This window comes from Pseudomonas sp. DCB_BI (assembly GCF_026240995.1).
GTDB lineage: Bacteria > Pseudomonadota > Gammaproteobacteria > Pseudomonadales > Pseudomonadaceae > Aquipseudomonas.
In genome coordinates, this window is record NZ_JAPFCG010000006.1 from 59735 (window position 1) to 81695 (window position 21961).

Genomic DNA, 21961 nt, shown 5'->3' on the forward strand with positions numbered 1-21961 from the left:
CAAACAACCTGGCACTTTTTGCCACTCAGCATAGACAGCGAAAACCGCCATGCGCGATAGCGATTCGGTCGCCGTGTACTTCCTCAATGCGATGCTCCACGCTTTGCGCGACAGCCCTGTCGAGCGTGATGCGCAGTTGCGCGCGGTGGGCATCGACCCGCAGCTGCTCGATCAGCCCCAGGCGCGGGTGCCGGCCAAGGCCTTCGCCGAGCTGTGGCTGGCGCTGATCCAGCGCCTGGACGATGAGTTCTTTCGCCTCGACAGCCATGGCATGCCGCTGGGCAGTTTCGCCCTGATCTGTCGCGGGCTGATCCTCGAGCCCAACCTGGAAAAGGCCTTGCGCCAGTGCGTGGGCGGCTTCGGCTTGTTTCTGCGCGACTTGCGCGGCAGCCTGACGGTGCGTGGTGGGCGCGCGCTGATCAGTGTGCAATCGACCATCGCCGACCCGTTGACCCGCGTGTATGCCGAAGAAACCTACCTGGTGCTGATGGTCGGCATCCTGTGCTGGCTGGGCGGGCGGCGGATCACCATCGACCGCACCGAGCTGGCGGTGTCGCGCCCGGCCCAGGAAGACGACCTGCTGTTGTGGGGGCCGGACCTGCGCCTGGGCAGTGGGCGTACCGAGGTGGAGTTCGACAGCGCCTGCCTGCGGTTGCCGGTGGTGCAGGATGTGGCAGCGCTGAAGACATTCTTGCGCAGTGCGCCACAGGGGTTGGTGATTCGCTTTCGTAACCAGAACGGCCTGGTGGCCGAGGTTTACCGGCACCTGCGGGCGCGGCGTTATGGGCAGTGGCCGACGTTGGCGGCACTGGCGCAGCAGCAGGGGGTCAGCGCCAGCACCTTCCGCCGACAGCTGGAGCGCGAGGGGCGGTCGTACCAGCAGATCAAGGATGAGGTGCGCCGGGCCATGGCCTTCGAGCGGTTGCGCGAAGGGGTGCTGAGCATTGCAGAAATTGCCGAACAGGCGGGCTTCCAGGAGCCCAGTGCGTTTCACCGGGCGTTCAAGAAATGGACCGGGCAGAGCCCCGGCAGCTACCGGGCTCGCTTGGCCGGGCGGTAGCTGCGACCTGCACTGGCGTCATCGCGGGCTTGTTTGCGAAGAGGCCGGTAAAGGCTGGCAGGCAATGCTCAGGCCGGCACCATGGCAAACCCGACCCCGAACCGGTTCCAGGCATTGATGGTAGCAATCGCCAAGGTCAGGTTGGCCACCTCGGCCGGCTCGAAGTGCTCCCGCAGGGCTTCATACTCCCCCTGCGGCGCGCCTTGTTCAGGCAAGCGGGTCAGGCTTTCGACCCAGGCCAGCGCTGCGTGTTCGCGCGGGGTGAAGTAGGCCGTTTCCTGCCATACGCACAAGGTCTGCAGGCGCGCTTCGGTCTCACCGGCCTTCCGCGCATCGTTGGCGTGCAGGTTGACGCAGTAGGCGCAGCCGTTGATCTGCGAGGCGCGCAAGCGCACCAGTTCCAGCAGCGAGTTTTCCAGGCCGCTGTTGGCCAGGGCCTGTTCGAGGCCGACCATGGCCTTGTAGGCTTCGGGGGCGTGTTTGGCCCATTCGATACGGTTATGCACGGCAGTCTCCAGAAAAGGTGTGGGGTGGCGATGGCGTCACTGTAGCGCCGCACAATGGCTACCCCGATAGCCAATTCCGCCCATAAGCGGGAGGCCAATCGTGCATTCAGCCGGCCACTGACAAGCATCCAATCTCTTCATTTCTGCCAGGCCAGCCAAGCCGGGATAATGGCCAGGTCTTGCCAGAAGAGAACCGATTGACAATGAGAGCTGCACTGAACCTGTTGCTGGTGATCCTGCTGGCGCTGAACCTGCGGCCGATCCTGACCAGTATCGGCCCGTTACTTGAGCCCATGCGCGCCAGCACCGGCCTGGGCTACCAGCAGGCCGCCCTGCTGACCGCGCTGCCGGTGCTGTGCATGGGCCTGGTGCCACTGCTACAGCCGTGGCTGCGGCGCTGGATCAGCGAGCATGGCGGCATGCTTGGCGGGCTGGCGGCGATCGCGTTGGCTTGCCTGTGGCGTCTGCAACTGGACAGTGCCTGGGCGCTGATCGCCAGTGCGGTGCTGGCCGGCCTGGGCGTGGCGTTGGTGCAGGGCATGATGCCGGGGCTGGTCAACCGCTGGTTCCCGGGGCGCCTGGCCGGGGCCATGGGCCTGTATTCGGCGGCGCTGATGACAGGCGGTGGCCTGGCAGCAGTGCTTGGGCCACACATCAGCGGCCACTTCGGCCACTGGCAGGCCGGCCTTGGGCTGTGGGCGATTCCGGCGCTGCTGGCCGTGCTGGCCTGGGTCGTGCTGCGGCCACGCCAGGGCGCGCCAGCGCTGCCAGGGGCTACGGGCGGGCACTGGTTCGGCACCCGCCGGGCCTGGGTGTTGGCCCTGTACTTCGGCCTGATCAATGGCGGTTACACCAGCATGGTGGCCTGGTTGCCGGCCTACCACATGGAACACGGCGGCAGCGCCCAGGGTGGCGCCGACCTGGTGGGGCTGATGACCATCTTCCAGGTGGCCGGCGCGCTGGGCCTGCCGCTGCTGCTGCGGCGCTTGGCAGACCGGCGCCCGGGACTATGGCTGGCGCTGGGGATTCAGCTGGCCGGCTTCCTCGGCCTGCTGCTGGCGCCAACAGTGGCGTCGGGGCTGTGGGTGGCGATGATCGGTTTTGGCCTGGGTGCCTGCTTCAGCCAATGCCTGACGTTGACCCTGGAGCACCTGAAAAACCCGGCCGAGGCTGGCAGCCTGGCGGCGTTCGTGCAGGGCATCGGCTTCATCATCACCGGCATCGTGCCGTACATCACTGGCTGGCTGCGCGATGTCAGTGGCGACTTCCAGGCGTCGTGGACGCTGCTGACCGTGACCGTGCTGGCCATGTTGCTGGTAACCGCGTGCTTCAACCCGCGCGGTTATGCGGCCGTCATCGCCCGCCGGGCAGTGGCGGGCAAGGCTGCACCGGTCAGCTGAGACGCTGCAAGGTATCGCGTACCCGGTCCAGTGCCGGGTCGATATCCAGCAGCTCGATGGCGCCAAAGCCCATCAGCAGCCCCGGGCGTACCGGCGCTTCGCTGAAGAAGGGTGCCAGTGAGTACAGGCCAACCTCCACCTTGCGCGCCAGGTTGGCCAGTAACTCCACATCGACCCCGGGCTTGGCCAAGGCGCTGAGATGGAAGCCGGCGCTGGCGGGGATGGCGCTGAACCACGGTGCCAGATCGCCGCCCAGGCGCGCCAGGATGCGCTCGCGGCGGGCGCTGTAGACCTCGTGACAGCGGCGGATGTGCTTGTTCAGGTGGCCCTCGCCAAGGAAGCGCGCCAGCGCCCATTGCAGCAGGGTCGGGCTGTGCCAGTCGCTGAGGTGCTTGGCCACGCAGGCGGCCTGCAGCACCGCAGGCGGCAACACGGCGTAACCCAGGCGCAGCTCAGGCAGCAAGGTCTTGGAAAATGTCCCGACGTAGGCCACCAGGCCATGCCGGTCGAGACGCTGCAGGGCGTCCGAGGCCGGGCCATGGTAGCGGAACTCGCAATCGTAATCGTCTTCGATGATCAGCGCCCCCAGTTCGGCAGCCCGCGCCAACAGGGCCTGGCGACGCGGCTCGCTCATCGGCATGCCCAGGGGGAACTGGTGCGACGGCGTGACGTAGATCAGTTGGGTGCCATCGGCGATCTGCTCCACGCACAGCCCTTCAGCGTCCACCGGTACCGATTGCAGGCGAGCGCCCAAAGCCAGGAACAGTTGGCGTGCCGGCGGGTAGCCAGGGTCTTCCATGGCCACCCGGCAGCCGGGTTCGACCAGCACCCGGGCGATCAGGTCCAGTGCCTGCTGGGCGCCGTTGCACACCAGCAGGTCGGCGGCGCTGCAATGTACGCCGCGGGCGTAGGCAATGTGGCGGGCGATGGCTTCGCGCAGCTCCGGCAGGCCTTGGGCCGCGAACTGCCGCTCGGGGTGGCGCTGGCTGCGGCGCAAAGCGTAGTTCAGGCAACTGCGCCACTGGTCGAACGGGAACTGTGCCTTGCTCGAGGCACCCCCGATGAAGTCGAAGCGTGACGGGGCCTGCAGCTGGCGTTGGCCAAGCACCGTGGCGCGCTGTTGCCAACGTTCGAGCGATGCGGCGCCAGCGAGGGCGATGGCGGCGGGTTCGCTGCTGCGCAGGGGGTGGCGCGGGGTGACGAAGGTGCCACGGCCGACCACCCCACTGAGTAGGTTGTCATAGGTCAGGCGCGAATAGGCTTCGGCCACGGTCTTGCGCGATACCCCCAGCTGCTCGGCCAGCAGGCGCGTGGGTGGCAGTTGAGTGCCGGCAGCCAGGTGGCCGTTGTCGATACGGGCGCGCAATTGCTGGTAAAGCTGGTCGGCCAGGCCTTTGCGGCCATCCAGCCGAATGTGCAGTTCCATGGGACGGTCCGGAGCGGGGGTGTGCACAGGATAGCGGATTGGCTGGGGAACAGCATGGGGCCGCACAGCGGCCCCATGAATGGCCATCAGAACCGGGCCGTGCTCACTGTGATATAGCCTTTGTCCGCCAGCGCGATGCGTATCACCGTCTCGTCTGCCGGTGCCTTGCGGTTGCGCTTGATGCACACGCCATCCACTGCAGCCGCTCGCATATGCTCGGTGATAACCCGCCCGTTCGGGGCGAAAAACACCTCGCTGGCCAGTAGCTCGATGCGCTCGATCAGCAAGCGGGTCTGTTCATCGGTCGCACAGAAGAACATCACCCCCGACAGGTGCGGGTCTTCATCAGGGTTGCTGATCTCATGGTCCAGCATTTCGCGCAGGCTGTTGCGGAGTTCGGCAATGGAGCGGGCGTACAGGTGCATGCGGCATTTCCCCTGGATGGTCATCCTGTGCAGATCTTGTTTTCTCCAGGCTGAGGCAGCAAGTAGGACGCGTCCGCGCGTGTTGTAGGGAATTTCTGAAGCCGCTCGAATGTGGCGACTCTGGGGTGCCTGCGGCACAATCGTGCTTTTGCGACCTGCCTTGCCGAGGATTGCCATGCACAGCCATTTCCAACCCGTCGACCTGAAAAAGGCCTATCGGCTGCTGAACCACGGCCCGACGGTGCTGGTATCGGCCAGCCACGATGGGGTGGACAACGTAATGGCGGCGGCCTGGGCCTGTGCGCTGGATTTCGACCCGCCAAAGGTGACCGTGGTACTCGACAAGATTGCCCGCACCCGGCAGTTGGTAGAGGGCAGTGGCTACTTCGTGATCCAGGTGCCGACCGCGGCTCAGGCGCAACTGACCCATCAGGTAGGGACGCGCAGCCTGTTCGACCAGCCCGACAAACTGGCCAGCATCGGGGTGCAGCTGGCGCGGGTCGAGGGATACACGGCGCCGTTGGTACAGGGCTGCTCGGCCTGGTTGATGTGCCGGGTGATCGATGAGCCGCACAACCAGCACACCTATGACCTGTTCATTGGCGAGGTTGTGGCGGCCTGGGCCGATAACCGGGTATTCCGCGATGGCCATTGGGCTTATGAGAATGCCGACCCGCAGTGGCGCAGCTTGCACTACGTGGCGGGTGGGCATTTTTATGCGATTGGCGAGGCCGTGGTGGTGGATTCACACGGTTGATGCAGCCTGTGCTGGCGCAATCGCCGGCACCGGGTTCAGAGGGCTGCAGCCCCGGCCTTGGCCACTTGGGCATCCTGTTCGGGCTTGACCCCGGACACGCCAATGGCGCCGACTACCTGGCCTTCCAGCTTCAGGGGCACGCCTCCTTCCAGGCAGGTTAGCAGCGGCGCGGTCACGAACGCGGTGCGCCCGCCGTTGACCATAGCTTCGTAATCCCGCGTTTCCTTGCGCCCCAGCGCCGAGGTACGGGCCTTCTCCAGGGCGATGTAGGCACTGGCTGGCGCACAACCGTCCAGCCGTTCCAGTGCCAGCGGGTGGCCACCGTCATCGACCACGGCGATGGTCACGCTCCAGTTCTGGGTCAGGGCTTCCTGACGGGCGGCGGTCAGTACTCGGTCTACATCGGCCTGGCCGATCACGAACTTGCTATGCATGGGAGGTCTCCGGGTTCAGGGCTGCTTCGACGATTTCGATCCAGTGCCGCACTGGCGTGCGCCCAGCCCCGTCCAGATGGCTCTGGCAGCCGATATTGGCAGTGGCGATGACTTGCGGTTTGCCGCTTTCCAGGGCATTCAGCCGATTGTCGCGCAGTTGCAAAGACAGCTCCGGCTGAGTCAGCGAATAAGTGCCCGCCGAACCACAGCACAGGTGGCCATCGGGCACTGCGGTCAGGCTAAAGCCCAGGCGCGTCAACAATGCTTCCACCGCGCTGCCCAGCTTCAGGGCATGTTGCAAGGTACACGGGCAATGGAACGCCAGGCGCTGTTCGGCGCACAGGCCCAGTTGCTCGACCGGCTCGTCGCGCAGTATTTCGACCAGATCGCGGGACAGGGCGCTGACCCGTGCGGCCTTGGCGGCGTACCGGGGGTCTTTTTCCAGCAGGTGGCCGTAGTCCCGCACGAATGCGCCGCATCCGCTGGCCGTTTGCACAATGGCCTCGGCACCGGCCTCGATGGCCGGCCACCAGGCGTCGATATTGCGCCGGGCCCTTTGCAGGCCTTGCTCCTGAGCGTTGAGATGGTAATCCACTGCGCCACAACAACCCGCCTGCCGGATCGGTTGCACGCTGATCCCCAGACGGTCGAGCAGCCGCGCGGCTGCGGCGTTGGTGTTGGGCGACAGCGCGGGTTGCACGCAGCCCTCGAGCATCAGCACCCGGCGGGCATGGCGCGGCACAGGGCGCTGGCCGGGCGGTGTGATGCGCGCCGGCAGCTTGTGTTTGAGCGTAGCCGGCAGCAGCGGGCGCAGGGCCTGGCCGCTGCGGGTCAGCGCCTTGAACAGCGCCGGCCGCGGGACCACCGCACGCAGGCACTGGCGCAACAGCCTCTGGCTGAGCGGGCGCGGCACCTGCTGCTCGACCACGGCGCGGCCGATGTCCAGCAGGTCGTGGTACTTCACCCCGGAAGGGCAGGTGGTTTCACAGTTGCGGCAGGTCAGGCAGCGGTCCAGGTGCAACTGGGTGCTGGCGGTAGTCGGCTCGCCTTCGAGCATTTGCTTGATCAGGTAGATGCGCCCGCGCGGGCCGTCCAGTTCGTCGCCCAGCAACTGGTAGGTAGGGCAGGTGGCGGTGCAGAAGCCACAGTGCACGCAGGCGCGCAGGATGCTCTCGGCTTCGTCGGCGCGGGGCAGGCGGCGGGAGGTTTCGCTGAGGTTGGTTTGCATGGTCTGGCCTCACAGGTCCGGGTACAGGCGGCCAGGGTTGAATATGCCCTGGGGGTCGAGCTGCTGCTTCAGGGCGCGGTGGTAGCGCATCAGACCGGCGGTCAGTGGCGCGCTGCTGGCCGCACTGGGGGCATAACCGGTGGCGTGACCGCCCACCTTGGCAACTTGGTCGCGAATGGCGTGTGCCGGTGCGCTGGACTTGAGCCAGCGCTGGGCGCCGCCCCAGTCGACCAGCTGCTGGCCGGGCAGCTCCAGCTCACCGCAGGCGGTGGGCACGGACAAGCGCCACAGCGGGTCAGGGCCGTTGAAAAAGGCCAGGCGCTGTTCGCGCAGGTCGCTCCAGAAGCTGCTATCGAGTGGTTCACCCCCCAGCCGCTGGCGTGCCGACTGCACCGAGCCCTCGCCGCCCTCCAGGCGCAGGTGCAGTGCTTCGCCGTCATGGCAGGCGGCGCTGATCGGCAGCGGCTGCTGCCCCCATTCGGCCAACTCGGCCAGCGCCTCGTGGCGGCCCATCGGCAGGCGCAGGCTGAGGCACTGTCGCGGGCGTGGCAGCACTTTCAGCGACACCTCGGTCAACAGCCCCAGGCACCCGAAGCTCCCCGCCATCAGGCGTGACACATCGTAGCCGGCGACGTTCTTCATGACCTCGCCACCAAAGCGCAACAGCTTGCCTTGGCCGGTGACGACGCGTGTACCCAGCACGTAGTCCCGCACCGACCCAGCCCACGGACGCCTGGGGCCTGACAAACCGGCTGCGACCATGCCGCCCAATGTCGCATCAGGCCCAAGGTGGGGTGGTTCGCACGGCAGCATCTGGCCGGCTCCGTGCAGGATCGCCTCGATTTCGCGCAGCGGTGTGCCGGCGCGAGCGGTCAGCACCAGTTCGGTCGGGTCATAGCTGACGATGCCACGGTGGCTGCGGGTGTCGAGCACCTCACCGGCCACCGCATTGCCGAGCATGGCCTTGCTGTTGCTGCCCAGTATGCGCAGTGGCGTGCCTTGGTTCAGGGCCTGGTTGACCTGCTCCAGCAGGGCCTGGCTGTTATCGCGGTCCATGCTCATCAGAAGCGCTCCAGCGCAGGGAAGGGCAGCTGCCCATGGTGCACATGCAGGGCGCCGAATTCAGCGCAGCGGTGCAGGGTCGGGATGTTCTTGCCGGGGTTGAGCAGGCCCTGTGGGTCGAATGCGGCCTTTACCGCATGGAACAGGGTGATTTCATCGCTGTTGAACTGCGCGCACATCTGGTTGATCTTCTCGCGGCCCACGCCGTGTTCGCCGGTGATGCTGCCGCCCACGGCCACGCACAGTTCAAGGATCTTGCCGCCGATGGCTTCGGCGCGCTCGAGCTCGCCCGGCAGGTTGGCATCGAACAGGATCAGCGGGTGCATGTTGCCGTCGCCTGCATGGAACACGTTGGCCACGCGCAGGCCGTATTCGCTGGAAAGGTCGCTGATGCCCTTGAGTACCCGCGGCAGTTCGCGCCGTGGAATGGTGCCGTCCATGCAGTAATAGTCCGGGGAAATGCGCCCCACCGCCGGGAAGGCGTTCTTGCGCCCGGCCCAGAAACGCACCCGTTCGGCCTCGTCGCAGGCCAGCCGCACCTCGCGAGCGCCGGCATCTGCCAGTACGGCGGCGACCCGTTCGCAGTCGTCGTGCACATCGGCCTCGACGCCATCCAGTTCACACAGCAAGATCGCCGCTGCGTCCACTGGGTAGCCGGCGTGGATGAAATCTTCCGCGGCGCGAATCGCCAGGTTGTCCATCATTTCCAGCCCGCCGGGGATAATGCCGGCGGCAATGATTTCAGCAACGGCCCGCCCGGCGTCTTCGACGCTGTCGAAACTGGCCAGCAGCACCCGCGCCACCTGTGGCTTGGGCAGCAGCTTCACGGTGACTTCGGTGACAATGCCGAGCATGCCTTCGGAACCGGTGAACAGGGCCAACAGGTCGAAGCCCGGGCTGTCCAGGGCATCGCTGCCCAGCGTCAGGCGTTCGCCCTCGACGGTGAGGATTTCCACCTTGAGCAGATTGTGCACGGTCAGGCCGTATTTCAGGCAATGAACGCCACCGGCGTTTTCGGCGACGTTACCGCCTATGGAGCAGGCGATTTGCGAGGACGGGTCTGGCGCGTAGTACATACCATGAGGGGCGGCAGCCTGGGAGATGGCCAGGTTACGCACGCCAGGCTGTACGCGGGCGAACCGGCCCTGGGGGTTCACCTCCAGGATGCGGTTGAAGCGTGCCATCACCAACAGGATGCCCTTGGCCAACGGCAAGGCGCCGCCCGACAGGCCGGTACCGGCCCCCCGTGCTACCACCGGCACGCCGCGCTGATGGCAAAGCTTGAGCAGGGTCTCTACCTGCTCCAGGCGCTCCGGCAGCACCACCAGCATCGGCACCGTGCGGTAGGCCGACAGGCCGTCGCATTCGTAGGGCTTGAGGTCTTCTTCGCGGTGCAGGATTTCGAGGTCGGGCAAGGCGGCGCGCAGCGCTTGTAACACGTCTGCTCGGGCCACGTTGGGCAGCGCGCCGTCGACGCGCTCGTCGTACAGGATATTCATCGGCTCACTCGGCAACGGTTTTTATTGTAGTTGGCAACGCGTTCACCGTAGCAGCCTGCGCGTGGCGGTGGTGGAGGTCGAGTGCAGGCGCAGCTGGTCCTACCAGTTTATGCTGTGGGTACTGGTGATTGACGGCTTTGGCCGGCTAGATTGGAGGGCGTGGTCGAAGTGGTCCTACCAGTAGGAGGGTGCGCAGTGGGTACGGAAGGCAAGGCCAAGGTTGCCGATCAGGTGGCCGAGCGGGTCGAACGGCTGATTGTCGAAGGTGTGCTCAAGGTCGGCCAGGCCCTCCCTTCGGAGCGGCGCCTGGTGGAGAAGCTTGGCTGTTCGCGTTCAGCGCTGCGCGAGGGCCTGCGCATTCTGCGTGGGCGCGGCATCATCGATACCGAACAGGGGCGCGGTTCGTTTGTCGCCGACCTGACAGGGCAGGTGGGTGCCACACCATTGATGCACCTGTTCAGCTCGCAGCCCCGTACGCTGTTCGACCTGCTGGAGGTGCGGGCGTTGCTGGAGGCTGAGTCGGCGCGGCTGGCGGCATTGCGCGCCACCGAGGTCGACCGCTTGTTGATCCGCCGTCGCTACGAAGAGATGCTGGCGGCGCACGAAGCTGCCGAGCCGCTCGATGCCCGCGAGCATGCCCGACGTGACCATGCTTTTCACCGGGCGATCAGCGAGGCGTCGCACAACCCGGTGCTGGTGCATACCCTGCAATCGCTCAGTGACCTGACCTTGAGCACGGTGTTCGCTTCGGTCAACAACTTGTATTGCCGGCCGGCGCAGAAGCGCCAGATCGATCGGCAGCATGCGCGCTTGTACCACGCGGTCATGGAGCAGCTTCCTGAACAAGCCCAGCGGGCGGCGCGCGAACACATCAATGGCATTCGTGACAATTTGCGGGAGATCGAGCAGGAGGAACAGCGCTTGATCAGGGCGACCATGCGCATGGATGGCTGGGGGTAATGTGCCTGCACCGGCCCCATTGCGGGTAAGCCCGCGACAGGGCCGGTGCAGGTCAGTCTCAGTGATCGGCTATGCGGTCATCCTGCGACAGGATGGCCCTGGCCAGCTCTTCATCATTGGCTTGCAGCCCTGGATGGTCTTTGCGCGCCTGCTCCAACGCCGCTTCAACATAGGCGCCGCGAATCTCACCGCCACTGGCGACGAAGGCAGAAAGCTCGTCACGGGCCGGGATGATCCGTTTGTCGTCCTTGAAGGTAGAGTAGAGCGAGGCGGAAACACCGGCCGAAGTGGCGACGTCGCCCGCATCGACGCGGGCCAGGGCGGCACCGGCAGGCAGCAGGAGCAGCAGCGCAGGGGCGAGGAGTAGGTGGCGCATGTCTTGTTCTCCAGTAGCGTGAAGCACAGGGAAATAAAACACTCAGTGTTTAAGAAAGCACGGGGTGGTGGTAGTTCCCTTGTTCGTCTGGAGATTGCAAAGCAGCCGCACGCCTGAACGTTTGGTCGTAATCACGCACCTCGAGCACACTCGGCTCTGGCACGACGATGGCGAAGCCGGAGTTGCGCCCTGGGGCGCCATGTGCAAATCGCCTGGGGCTGGATTGACGGCGCAGGGGCGGGCGTGATCTGCTCGGGCAGCATGATCATTCAAAGGAAAATGAAGGTCCGCCCATGCCCGACTACAAGCTGCATTGCTTCGCTGAATCCGGCAACGCCTACAAGGCCGCGCTGATGCTTGAGCTCACTGGCCAAGACTGGCAGCCAGTGTTCGTCGACTTTTTCAATGGCCAGACCCGCGAGCAAGCCTGGCGTGACGCGGTCAACGAGCAGGGCGAGGTGCCGGTGCTGGAACACGCCGGCAAGTCCTTGACCCAGTCCGCGCTGATCCTCGAATACCTTGCTGAGCAAACCGGGCAGTTCGGCCCCCGTGACGAGGACGAAAAGCGGGAGATCTGGCGCTGGATGCTGTTCGACAACCATAAATTCACCAGCTATTACGCCGCGTTGCGTTTTCTGTTTTGCCTGAAGAAAACGGGCGAAACCGATGTGACCCACTTCTTGCGAGAGCGGGCCACGGCGGCCTACCGCATCGTCGACGCACACCTGGCGAAAACGCCGTACATGGTGGGTGGGCGCCTGACCATCGCTGACCTGTCGTTGGCAGGGTATGTGTTCATGCCCGAGGACACCGGAATCGAGTTGTCAGCGTTCACCCACATCGAGGCATGGAAGGCGCGGATCCAGGCGTTGCCTGGCTGGAAGCACCCTTATGAGCTGATGCCGGGTGCCGCTACTCAGCACTGACAGGAAAAATCCCTGTGCGGGCCCTTCCGCAAAGCGGCCGGCACAGGTCAACCTGACAGAGCCAACCTATCGCCCTCCAATAGCCACTCTATTAGACCTCTGCCCAAGCTCGGCTAGTCTTTCCCCTGGCCCCGCGAATTCCGCGAACGGGCAGTGTGTGAGCACCTGCGTGCAAGACCGTGCCCGCCCGCCGTGACAGCTTCGCAAGCCCCGTGTACACCTGATGAGGGGTAGCTCGAGCGCACGCGCTCGGCTGAAAGAACACCTGGCATAGACCGGAAATCTGGATAACCGACCCAAAGGTACCCGCAGATGTCGAACGAATCGAAATGCCCGTTCCATCAAACCGCAGGTGGCGGCACCACCAACCGTGACTGGTGGCCTGACCAGCTCAACCTGAGAATTCTCCATCAGCACTCATCGAAGTCCGACCCGATGGACCCGGATTTCGACTACGCCAGGGCGTTCAAGAGCCTCGATTTCCAGGCGCTGAAAAAAGACCTGACCGCCCTGATGACCGACTCGCAGGACTGGTGGCCGGCCGACTTCGGTCACTACGGACCGTTGTTCATCCGCATGGCCTGGCACAGCGCCGGTACCTACCGCATTGGCGATGGGCGCGGTGGCGCGGGTTCAGGCCAGCAGCGTTTCGCTCCGCTCAACAGCTGGCCGGACAACGTCAGCCTGGACAAGGCCCGGCGCCTGCTGTGGCCAATCAAGCAAAAGTACGGCAACAAGATTTCCTGGGCAGACCTGATCGTGCTGACCGGTAACGTCGCCCTGGAATCGATGGGCTTCAAGACGTTCGGCTTCTCGGGCGGGCGCGCCGATGTGTGGGAGCCGGACGAAGATGTGTACTGGGGCTCTGAAAAGGTCTGGCTGGGCGGTGATACGCGCTATGGCAAAGACCAGGTCAAGGCCCAGCCGCCAGGGCAGGGTGATCTGGTGGCAGAGCCCGCCAAGCACCCGCAGGAAGAAAGCCGGGACCTCAGTGGCGAGCGCAACCTCGAGAACCCGCTGGCCGCGGTGCAGATGGGCCTGATCTACGTGAACCCGGAAGGGCCGGAAGGCAACCCCGACCCGGTCGCCTCGGGTAAGGACATCCGTGAAACGTTCGGCCGCATGGCCATGAACGATGAAGAAACCGTGGCGCTGATCGCGGGTGGCCACGCCTTTGGCAAGACCCATGGCGCCGGCCCGGCAGACAACGTCGGCCCTGAGCCCGAAGCAGCCGGCCTGGAACTGCAGGGCCTGGGCTGGGCCAACAAATTTGGCTCCGGCAAAGGTGGCGATGCCATCACCAGCGGCCTGGAAGTGATCTGGACTTCGACGCCGACCCAGTGGAGCAACGAGTACCTCAACAATCTGTTCAACTTTGAATGGGAACTGACCAAGAGCCCGGCGGGCGCCCACCAGTGGACGCCGAAAGAGGGCAAAGGGGCGGGCACCGTGCCGGATGCCCACGACCCGGCCAAGCGCCACGCGCCATCGATGCTGACGTCCGACCTGGCGCTGCGCTTCGACCCGATCTACGAGCCGATCGCCCGGCGTTTCAAGGAGAACCCTGAGCAACTGGCAGATGCCTTCGCCCGCGCCTGGTACAAGCTGATCCACCGCGACATGGGCCCGCTGGCGCGCTACCTCGGGCCGGAAATGCCTAATGAAGAACTGCTTTGGCAAGACCCGATCCCGCAAGTCGACCACCCGCTGATAGGCGAGCAGGACGTTGCCGCGCTCAAGGCCAAGGTGCTGGCAACGGGCCTGAGTGTTGGCGAGTTGGTGGCCACTGCCTGGGCGGCGGCCTCGACCTTCCGTGGCTCGGACAAGCGTGGCGGGGCCAATGGCGGCCGTCTGCGCCTGGCACCGCAAAAGGACTGGGCGGCCAACCAGGGCACGGGCAAGGTGCTGGCGGCGCTGGAGCAGATCCGGTCCGAGTTCAATGCCGGCGGCAAGAAGGTTTCCCTGGCTGACCTGATCGTCCTCGCCGGCGCCGCTGGGGTGGAGAAGGCGGCCAAGGACGCCGGGCACAACCTCAGCGTGGCGTTCCGCCCGGGCCGCGCCGATGCCTCGCAAGAGCAGACCGACGTCGAGTCGTTCGCCGTGCTGGAACCGCTGGCCGATGGCTTCCGCAATTTCAGCAAGGGCCGTTACAGCGTGAAGGCCGAGAAGCTGCTGCTGGATAAAGCCCAACTGCTGACCCTGACCGCGCCGGAACTGACCGTGCTGATCGGTGGCCTGCGGGTGCTGGGGGCCAACCATGGCGGCAACACCCAGGGTGTGTTCACCGACAAGGTTGGTGCCCTGACCAACGACTTCTTCCGCAACCTGCTGGACATGGGCGTGGAATGGAAGCCGACATCGGCGGACAACGAGGCCTTTGAAGGACGCGACCGCAAGACCGGGCAGGTGAAGTGGACTGCTAGCCGGGTGGATCTGGTGCTCGGGTCGCATGCGCAGTTGCGGGCGTTGAGCGAGGTGTATGGCAGTGGTGATGGTGGTGACAAGTTCGTGCGGGACTTTGTGGCTGCCTGGGAGAAGGTCATGGAGCTGGATCGCTTCGACCTGAAATAGCTGCATTGAACTTGGGGGCGCCCTGCGCCCCCAAACCCGCGGCGATCCCGCCAATTCCAGGTCGGATAGATACAAAAGTGCCCTCGTCGGTTCTGTTGCAATGCTTCTCAGGCGGCCGGCCTGAACAGCGTGCTCACAACGACAAGGAACCCCGACCATGCAAATGCCCAAGACCCTGAAAATCCGCAACGGCGACAAGGTGCAGCCAACCTTCACTGCCCAGGAATATGCCGCCCGCCACGCCCGTCTGCGGGCCTACATGGCCGAGCAGGACATCGAGGCGGCGATCTTCACCTCGTACCACAATGTCAATTATTACAGCGACTTCCTGTACTGCTCGTTTGGCCGCCCGTATGCCCTGGTAATCACCCAGGACAAAGTGGTTTCGATCAGTGCCAACATCGATGGCGGGCAACCTTGGCGGCGCACGGTCGGCACGGACAACATCGTCTACACCGACTGGCAGCGCGACAACTACTTCGTCGCCATCCAGCAGGCACTGCCACTGGCCTCGCGCATCGGCGTGGAGTACGACCACCTCAACCTGCAGAACCACGGCAAACTGGCTGCCTGCTACCCCAGGGCCGAACTGGTGGACATCGGTGCACCGTGCATGCGCATGCGCATGATCAAGTCGGCGCAGGAGCAGGCGCTGATCCGTCACGGTGCACAGGTGGCCGATATCGGCGGCGCGGCGGTGGTCGAGGCCTTGCGCGAGCATGTGCCCGAATACGAGGTGGCGTTGCACGCCACCCAGGCGATGGTGCGCGAAATTGCCAGGCGTTTCCCCGATGCAGAACTGATGGACACCTGGACGTGGTTCCAGTCCGGGCTCAACACCGATGGCGCGCACAACCCGGTGACCAGCCGTCGGGTCGGCAAGGGCGAAATCCTCAGCCTCAACTGTTTCCCGATGATTGCTGGCTATTACACCGCGCTGGAGCGCACGCTGTTCCTCGACCACTGCCCGGATGAGTACCTGCGCCTGTGGGAGGCCAACGTCGAAGTCCACGAGGCCGGCTTGAAACTGGTGCGTCCGGGTATGCGCTGCAGCGATATCGCCCGGGAACTGAACGAGATCTTCCTGCGCCATGACCTGCTGCAGTACCGCACCTTCGGGTACGGCCACTCGTTCGGCACATTGAGCCACTACTACGGTCGCGAGGCCGGGCTGGAGCTGCGCGAAGACATCGACACGGTGCTGGAACCGGGCATGGTGGTGTCGATCGAGCCTATGATCATGCTGCCCGAAGGGCGGCCGGGTGCGGGTGGCTATCGCGAGCATGACATCCTGATCGTCAACGACAGTGGTGCCGAGAACATCACCCGCTTCCCGTACGGGCCGGAGCACAACATCATCCGCAAATAAGCACCCATGCTGGCCTCATCGTTGGCAAGCCAGTGCCCACAGGTGCTGCGCACTATCCAGGACTTGCGCAGAACCCTGTGGGCGCTGGCTTGCAGCATGAGGCCAGCACAGACAACAAAAAAATAGCCCGTATGACCACCAGACCCTGCCTCCAATTAAAAGAACCAGAGGGTACCCGTCATGTCCAGCACCACCCTTGACCCATCCGCTGTCGCCGGCCCCGCGCACAACGCCGAACGCCAGGCCCTGCGCAAGGCCGCCCGGGCCAGTTTCATGGGCAACTTCGTCGAGTGGTTCGACTACGCCGCCTACGGCTATCTGGCCACCATCATCGCCGCCACCTTTTTCCCACAAACCGATAAGACCACTGGTCTGCTGGCAACCTTTGCGGTGTTCGCCTTGTCGTTCCTGGTGCGGCCGCTAGGCGGCATAGTCTGGGGCCATTTCGGCGACCGCCATGGCCGCCGCAACGCGCTATCGTGGTCAATCTTGATCATGTCGGTCTCTACATTCTGCATTGGCCTGCTTCCTGGCCATGCGCAAATCGGCCTGTGGGCGCCGTGCCTGCTGCTGTTGATTCGCCTGGTACAAGGGTTTTCCGCATCGGGCGAATACGCCGGGGCCGCAGCGTTCCTGGCCGAATACGCGCCGCCGGGCAGGCGGGGCTTGTACACCAGCATCGTGCCGGCCAGTACGGCGGCGGGTTTGCTGTTCGGTGCGGCGTTTGTTGCCCTGTTGCACGAACTGCTCAGCAGCGAAGCCTTGCATGAATGGGGCTGGCGCCTGCCGTTTTTGCTGGCGGCGCCGTTCGGCCTGGTGGGGCGGTATATCCGCATGAGCCTGCAGGACACACCCAAGTTCCTGGAGATGGAGCAACGCCTGGAATACAAAGCCGGCCTGGCCCCGACGCCGCTGCGTGAGTTGCTGGGGCAGCACCGGCGCAGCCTGGCCATCGGCATAGGCGTTACTTGCCTGAACGCGGTGGCGTTCTACCTGCTGCTGAGCTACATGCCGACCTACCTGTCCAGTGAAATGGGCATGAGCGAGCGCGATTCGTTCATTGCCTCGACCGTGTCGCTGGCCACCTACATTGGGTTGATCTTCCTGATGGGGCGGCTATCCGACCAGTTCGGGCGCAAGACCATGCTGGTGGTGGCCTCGCTGCTATTCCTGGGTTTGACCGTGCCGCTGTTCCGCCTGCTGGACGGTCAGCCGCTGCTGGTGATCCTGGCGATCCAGATAGTGTTCGGCGCGATGCTGGCGATGAACGATGGAACCTTGCCGTGCCTGCTGGCAGAAATCTTCCCCACCCGGGTGCGTTTCAGCGGCTTTGCCCTGAGTTTCAATGTGGCCAATGCGTTTTTTGGCGGGACGGCACCGTTCATTGCCACCTGGCTGATCCAGGTGACCGGCAGCAAACTGGCGCCGGCCGGGTATTTGCTGGCGGCGGCCTTGGTGGCGCTGGTAGCCATGTTGATGTGCCGGGAGACGGCGCACTCGGCCCTGGAAGATTGATTGAGCTGTACCGGCCTTTGCGCGGGCGTGCTCGCGAAAAGGCCAACACAGCCATTACCTGACCCGGTTCAGTGGAGCGACGCCTGCCGCCGCTCCCCCAAGGGCGACAAGCCGAAGAACCGGCTGTAGCTCTTGGAAAAATGCGCGGGCGAGCTGAAGCCGCAGGCCAGCGCCACCTCACGTACCTGCACATCGCTGCGCAGCAGCAGTTCCCGCGCCCGGGACAGGCGCAGTTCGAGGTAATACTGGCTGGGCGTGCGCTGTAGGTACTTGTGGAACAGTCGTTCAAGCTGGCGCACGGTCACTTCGTTGAGGCTGGCCAGTTCCTCCAGCGCCAGCGGCTCTTCCAGGTTGGCCTCCATGATTGCCACCACTTGGCTCAGCTTGGGCTGGCCGTTGCCAAGCAGGGTGCGCAGCGGCACCCGCTGGCGCTCCCGTTCGCCACGCACACGGTCACACAGCAGCAGTTCGGCGGCCTTGGCCGCGATGTCCTGGCCGCCGGGTTCGCGGGCCACCAGTTGCAGCATCATGTCCATCGCCGCTACCCCGCCCGAGCAGGTGTAACGGTCGCGGTCCAGTTCGAACAGCTGGCTGGAGATGACGATCCCGGGGAAGTGCGCCTGCAGCGCCGGCAGGTCTTCCCAGTGGATGGTGCAGCGGTAGCCCTTGAGCAGCTCGGCCTTGGCCAGTAAGTAGCTGCCGGTGCAGATGCCGCCCAAGGGCAAGCGCTGCCGAGCCAGTTGGCGTAGCCAATCGATCAGCGGGCGGTTGCCACGGCCGCGGTCGATCGGGTTGGCACCGACCACCAGCAGGGCATCCAGCGCCGGGGCGTCGGCGATGCTGTAGTCGGGCAGCACGCGCATGCCGTTGCTGGCCACCACCGGGGCGTCGTCCGCCGCGATCAGCACACTGCGAAACAGCGGCTTGCGTGCGGCCAGGTTGGCCATGCGCAGGGTTTCCACTGCTGATGCCAGGCCGATGGTGGTGAAATTGGGCAAAATCAGGAAGCCGAAGGTCTTTACTGAACAACTCTTTACACTAGAGGGCGATAGGTTTGCAGAAGCGGGGTGGACCATTGCGCTGTTCCTGTGCAAGCTGAGGCATGGTTTGTCAGGGGCAGTGAGAAAACAGGGCCTCGCGTGGTTCTTTTTGTTATGGGTCGTTGCCGGGTCGATCTTACACCCCGGGTACAGCGGCCAGGAATGGCTCCGCCGATTGGTAGAGCCGACAGTGATTGCACAGAGAAGGTGATCGTCAGTGAACCCCGAATCCTTGCTGGCAGGCCTGCCAGGCTACCCCATCGCGCCCGAGTCGATCCAGGTGCTGCCGGATGCCAAGGCCTATCGCGCCTGCCTGCTTGAACGTATCCGTACGGCAACCCGGCGCATCGTCATCGTCGCCCTTTACCTGCAAGAAGACGAGGCTGGCCAGGAGGTGCTGGATGCCCTGTACCAGGCCAAGGCCGCGCGGCCAGGCCTGCAGATCACCATCGTGGTCGATTGGTTTCGTGCCCGCCGTGGCCTGCTCGGCGCCGGGCGCCAGCCGGGCAACGCTGCCTGGTACCAGGCCCAGCGCCAACTGCGTGGGCTGGATATCGCCATTCATGGCGTCCCTGTGCAGACCCGCGAGCTGTTCGGGGTGCTGCACCTGAAGGGCAGCATCATCGACGACTGCGTGATCTATACCGGTGCCAGCCTGAATAACGTGTACCTGCACCGCTTCGACCGTTATCGCCTGGACCGCTATCACCTTTTCCAGTCACCGGCACTGGCTGATGCCATGGTCGCGTTGGTGCAGCGCTTGCTGCATCACACCGCCACACCGCGCCTTGACCTGCCCGCATCACCCTCCACCCGCAGCCTGCGTGGCGACATCCGGCGCTTGCGCGCGCGGTTGCGGCGCATGGCCTATGAGGCGCCGGCCAGCGTGGCAGGGCAGGGCCTGCGGGTGATCCCGTTGCTGGGGGTGGGCAGGGGTAACCCACTGAACCGGGCGCTCTGCGCCTTGCTGGCGGCGGCGCATGGGCAGATCATCATCAGCACGCCGTATTTCAACCCGCCACGGGTTGTCATGCGTGAACTCGACCATGCCTTGGCACGAGGTGTTCGGGTGGAGCTGATCGTCGGTGATCGTACGGCCAACGATTTCTACATCGCCCCGGGCGAACCGTTCAGCGCCAGTGGTGCGCTGCCCTACCTGTACGAGGACAACTTGCGCGCCTTCGTTCGGCGGCGGCATGCTGCGATTGCCAGTGGCCAGTTGCAGGTACGGATCTGGAACGATCCCGGGCATACCTTCCATGCCAAGGGCGTGTGGGTCGACCTGCGCTATTCACTGCTGACCGGCAACAACCTCAACCCGCGGGGCTTTAATCTGGACTTGGAAAACGGCCTGCTGATCGATGACCCGCAAGGGCAGTGGCTGGCGCCACGCGAGGCGGAACTGAATGAGTTGCGCCGCTTTGCGCCGCCAATCGCTTCGGCTGAGGCGCTTGGCGAGAAGGCAGAGCACCCGAAGGAGGTGCGCAAGTTCTTGCGGCGGTTGCGTTACAGCCGGCTAGAGCCGCTGATCAAACGGGTGTTGTGACGTCACCTGCTCTGGTCCTGTCGCCGGCAAGCCAAGGCCAGTGCAGCCACCCGAGGCATCAGGCCGTGGCACCTTTGGTGGGTGCCACCTCGGCTTGTCGCTTGCCCTTGAGCCCCCGACACGGCAAACAGCACCACCGCCAGCCCAATGATCTGGTACAGCGATATCTCTTCACTCAGGGCGAGGCGCAGAAATTGCAGGAAACCTTTTGTCGAGGAACTGGCGATGAGCCTGGCCATGCCGCTGAACATGAAGGGTGACTGATCGTCAGGTTGGCTACCCAGCAAGAAGTGATAGCAATATGATATCTATGCTGGCAGGGCAACCTTGAAGCTCAGCTATCATTTGCAGGCAGCCGACCACGGCCTCTCCGAAAAGTCATCACGAGCGCATACAATCGCGCCCTTTCCTCGTTAACCAGATAGGCCAAAGCGTATATGGCGCTAGATCCACCCACGATGCTGACCATTTCGGTCGCCCTGGCGGCAGCAGCTGCCCTGTACCTGGCGATTGAATGGCGCAGTGTCCGCGAACCCTCGCTGCTGTTCTGGAGCGCGGGCTTCGCCACAATTACTGTCGGTTGCATCCTGGCTTTGTTGCGCGGGATCGGTTTGCTGTTCATCGGGATCTGGTTTGCCAATGGCTTGTTGGTGGTGGCACACGGGTTTTTCCTGATGGGTGTGCTGCGCTTTACCCAGGAGCGCTTGTCGCGTTCCTGGCTGATGATCGTGGTGGTCTGGTTCGCCTTGCTGCTGTTGCCCGTAGGGCCGCAGTGGTCGAAGGTGATGCTGATGGTCAACTCATTGCTGGTCGCGGCGTTGACGCTAAAGGCCAGTTTGCTGCTGCGGCCGCATGGCAAGTCGCTGAGCGTTGGCGCGGTGCAGTTGCGCTATGTGTTGTTGATTCATGGTCTGTTCTATGTGGTGAAGGCAATCATTGCGATCACCCCGGGCACCTTGATTGACCTGGCGACCTTTGGTGGGCTGATCATTCAGGTTTCGCTCGTGGAAGGGGCGATGGCAATCATGCTGATTGCCCTGTCGATGACCGGTACCGTGCGTTACCGACGTGAAGAACGGATTGCCCGGCTGGCGGCGCGCGACCCGCTGACCGCGCTTTACAACCGGCGAGCGCTGGAGGTGCGGGCGACGCATTTCTTCAAGGACGTCAGCCCGGTGCAGCCTGGGGCATTGCTGCTGATCGATATCGACAACTTCAAGCTGGTCAACGACCTGCATGGGCATATTGCCGGGGACCGTTTGCTCATTGCACTGAGCGAGATGATTCGCACGGTGCTGCCGGAGCGGTCGCTGGCGGCGCGCTTGGGCGGGGACGAGTTCGTCATCCTGCTGAGTGGGGCCAGCAGTGAGCGGGTGATGGAACTGGGTGGGGTGCTGCGCGAGCAGTTTCATCAGTATGCTGGCAAGACCGTGCCTACACCCCAGGCGGTTACCTTGAGTATCGGCGCGAACCTGTTCGATCAGCCACCGGCGAGCCTGGCTGCCTTGATCGAGCAGGGCGATGTGGCGTTGTATCAGTCCAAGCGGGGCGGGCGTGACAGTATCCGCTTTGTCGAGCGCCCGATGGCCGACCTGGGTCAGTAACCTGCACTTTTGCTTTTGCTGCTGAGTGCGCGGTAGTCCAAGCCATACAGACTGCGACTTCAGTAGACCCAGCGAAGGCCTACTGAAATCGCGACGATCAAGATCAACCGCAGAGGGTTGGCTGTGCTGATCTTCGTCATTCCCATGGGCCGTGGCGGTTACCCCGAGAAAGTGGCCGAGGCCATTCTCTGGCTGCTCTCGGACAAAGCCTCCTGCACCACCGGCAGCTTCATCGACCTGAGCGGCGGGCGCTGAAC

At 64.4% G+C, this 21961-nt stretch carries 20 protein-coding genes; 11 read left to right on the forward strand and 9 right to left on the reverse strand.

The window, feature by feature from the left end:
- Positions 1–49 precede the first annotated feature (49 nt).
- Positions 50–1060, forward strand: a complete 1011-nt coding sequence (locus OO258_RS08350) for an AraC family transcriptional regulator (RefSeq protein WP_266029709.1) — start codon at positions 50–52, stop codon at positions 1058–1060.
- A gap of 68 nt (positions 1061–1128) precedes the next feature.
- Here OO258_RS08350 and OO258_RS08355 read toward each other — a convergent pair whose 3' ends face one another.
- Positions 1129–1566, reverse strand: coding sequence for a carboxymuconolactone decarboxylase family protein (locus OO258_RS08355; RefSeq protein WP_266029710.1), 438 nt, complete (start codon positions 1564–1566; stop codon positions 1129–1131).
- 203 nt (positions 1567–1769) lie between these two features.
- Here OO258_RS08355 and OO258_RS08360 point away from each other — a divergent pair, with 203 nt between their 5' ends.
- Positions 1770–2966 carry a cyanate transporter gene (locus OO258_RS08360; protein WP_266029711.1) on the forward strand — a complete coding sequence of 399 codons (1197 nt, stop codon included), beginning with the start codon at positions 1770–1772 and terminating at the stop codon, positions 2964–2966.
- Here the strand turns inward: OO258_RS08360 and OO258_RS08365 are convergent.
- Complete coding sequence (locus OO258_RS08365) at positions 2959–4392, reverse strand: PLP-dependent aminotransferase family protein (RefSeq protein ID WP_266029712.1); 1434 nt, start codon at positions 4390–4392, stop codon at positions 2959–2961. The genes OO258_RS08360 and OO258_RS08365 overlap by 8 nt on opposite strands.
- A gap of 86 nt (positions 4393–4478) precedes the next feature.
- Positions 4479–4817 (reverse strand): hypothetical protein, encoded by a 339-nt coding sequence (locus OO258_RS08370; protein WP_266029713.1) that lies wholly within the window; start codon positions 4815–4817, stop codon positions 4479–4481.
- 175 nt (positions 4818–4992) lie between these two features.
- On the opposite strand from OO258_RS08370, the gene OO258_RS08375 reads away from it, so the two are divergent.
- Positions 4993–5574, forward strand: a complete 582-nt coding sequence (locus OO258_RS08375) for a flavin reductase family protein (RefSeq protein ID WP_266029714.1) — start codon at positions 4993–4995, stop codon at positions 5572–5574.
- A 35-nt stretch (positions 5575–5609) separates the two neighbouring features.
- On the opposite strand, the gene OO258_RS08380 is transcribed toward OO258_RS08375, so the two are convergent.
- From OO258_RS08380 to glcD, 4 genes are read right to left on the reverse strand one after another with little or no spacing between them, the layout of a single operon-like run.
- Positions 5610–6008, reverse strand: coding sequence for a heme-binding protein (locus OO258_RS08380; RefSeq protein ID WP_266029715.1), 399 nt, complete (start codon positions 6006–6008; stop codon positions 5610–5612).
- Positions 6001–7236, reverse strand: coding sequence for a glycolate oxidase subunit GlcF (glcF, locus tag OO258_RS08385; RefSeq protein WP_266029716.1), 1236 nt, complete (start codon positions 7234–7236; stop codon positions 6001–6003). The genes OO258_RS08380 and glcF overlap by 8 nt, the downstream gene beginning before the upstream one ends.
- A 9-nt stretch (positions 7237–7245) precedes the next feature.
- Positions 7246–8298: a glycolate oxidase subunit GlcE gene (glcE, locus tag OO258_RS08390; protein WP_266029717.1), complete on the reverse strand. Its 1053-nt coding sequence runs from the start codon at positions 8296–8298 to the stop codon at positions 7246–7248.
- The gene (gene glcD / locus OO258_RS08395) at positions 8298–9797 is read right to left on the reverse strand and encodes a glycolate oxidase subunit GlcD (RefSeq protein WP_266029718.1); all 1500 of its coding nucleotides are present in this window, start codon (positions 9795–9797) and stop codon (positions 8298–8300) included. The genes glcE and glcD overlap by 1 nt, the downstream gene beginning before the upstream one ends.
- Positions 9798–9992: 195 nt before the next feature.
- Between glcD and glcC the strand changes: the two genes are divergently transcribed.
- Positions 9993–10757, forward strand: coding sequence for a transcriptional regulator GlcC (glcC, locus tag OO258_RS08400; RefSeq protein ID WP_266029719.1), 765 nt, complete (start codon positions 9993–9995; stop codon positions 10755–10757).
- Positions 10758–10815: 58 nt separating this feature from the next.
- Here glcC and OO258_RS08405 read toward each other — a convergent pair whose 3' ends face one another.
- Positions 10816–11133, reverse strand: a complete 318-nt coding sequence (locus OO258_RS08405; protein WP_110743211.1) for a DUF2388 domain-containing protein — start codon at positions 11131–11133, stop codon at positions 10816–10818.
- 293 nt (positions 11134–11426) lie between these two features.
- Between OO258_RS08405 and OO258_RS08410 the strand changes: the two genes are divergently transcribed.
- The 4 genes from OO258_RS08410 (at position 11427) to OO258_RS08425 (ending at position 17514) form a co-directional block, all read left to right on the forward strand.
- Positions 11427–12059, forward strand: coding sequence for a glutathione S-transferase family protein (locus tag OO258_RS08410; RefSeq protein ID WP_266029720.1), 633 nt, complete (start codon positions 11427–11429; stop codon positions 12057–12059).
- Between the two features lie 312 nt (positions 12060–12371).
- A complete protein-coding gene (gene katG / locus OO258_RS08415) occupies positions 12372–14630 on the forward strand; it encodes a catalase/peroxidase HPI (RefSeq protein ID WP_266029721.1) in 2259 nt (752 codons plus the stop codon).
- A gap of 157 nt (positions 14631–14787) precedes the next feature.
- Positions 14788–15999, forward strand: a complete 1212-nt coding sequence (locus tag OO258_RS08420; RefSeq protein ID WP_266029722.1) for a M24 family metallopeptidase — start codon at positions 14788–14790, stop codon at positions 15997–15999.
- Positions 16000–16179: 180 nt separating this feature from the next.
- Positions 16180–17514, forward strand: coding sequence for an MFS transporter (locus OO258_RS08425; protein WP_266029723.1), 1335 nt, complete (start codon positions 16180–16182; stop codon positions 17512–17514).
- A gap of 68 nt (positions 17515–17582) precedes the next feature.
- On the opposite strand, the gene OO258_RS08430 is transcribed toward OO258_RS08425, so the two are convergent.
- Positions 17583–18590 carry a GlxA family transcriptional regulator gene (locus OO258_RS08430; protein ID WP_266029724.1) on the reverse strand — a complete coding sequence of 336 codons (1008 nt, stop codon included), beginning with the start codon at positions 18588–18590 and terminating at the stop codon, positions 17583–17585.
- A gap of 181 nt (positions 18591–18771) precedes the next feature.
- Here OO258_RS08430 and pssA point away from each other — a divergent pair, with 181 nt between their 5' ends.
- The 3 genes from pssA (at position 18772) to OO258_RS08445 (ending at position 21959) form a co-directional block, all read left to right on the forward strand.
- On the forward strand, positions 18772–20100 hold the full coding sequence (gene pssA / locus OO258_RS08435) for a CDP-diacylglycerol--serine O-phosphatidyltransferase (RefSeq protein WP_266029725.1): 1329 nt from the start codon (positions 18772–18774) through the stop codon (positions 20098–20100).
- A gap of 458 nt (positions 20101–20558) precedes the next feature.
- Positions 20559–21704 carry a GGDEF domain-containing protein gene (locus tag OO258_RS08440; RefSeq protein ID WP_266029726.1) on the forward strand — a complete coding sequence of 382 codons (1146 nt, stop codon included), beginning with the start codon at positions 20559–20561 and terminating at the stop codon, positions 21702–21704.
- Between the two features lie 87 nt (positions 21705–21791).
- Positions 21792–21959: an SDR family oxidoreductase gene (locus tag OO258_RS08445; protein WP_323054376.1), complete on the forward strand. Its 168-nt coding sequence runs from the start codon at positions 21792–21794 to the stop codon at positions 21957–21959.
- Positions 21960–21961: the final 2 nt, after the last annotated feature.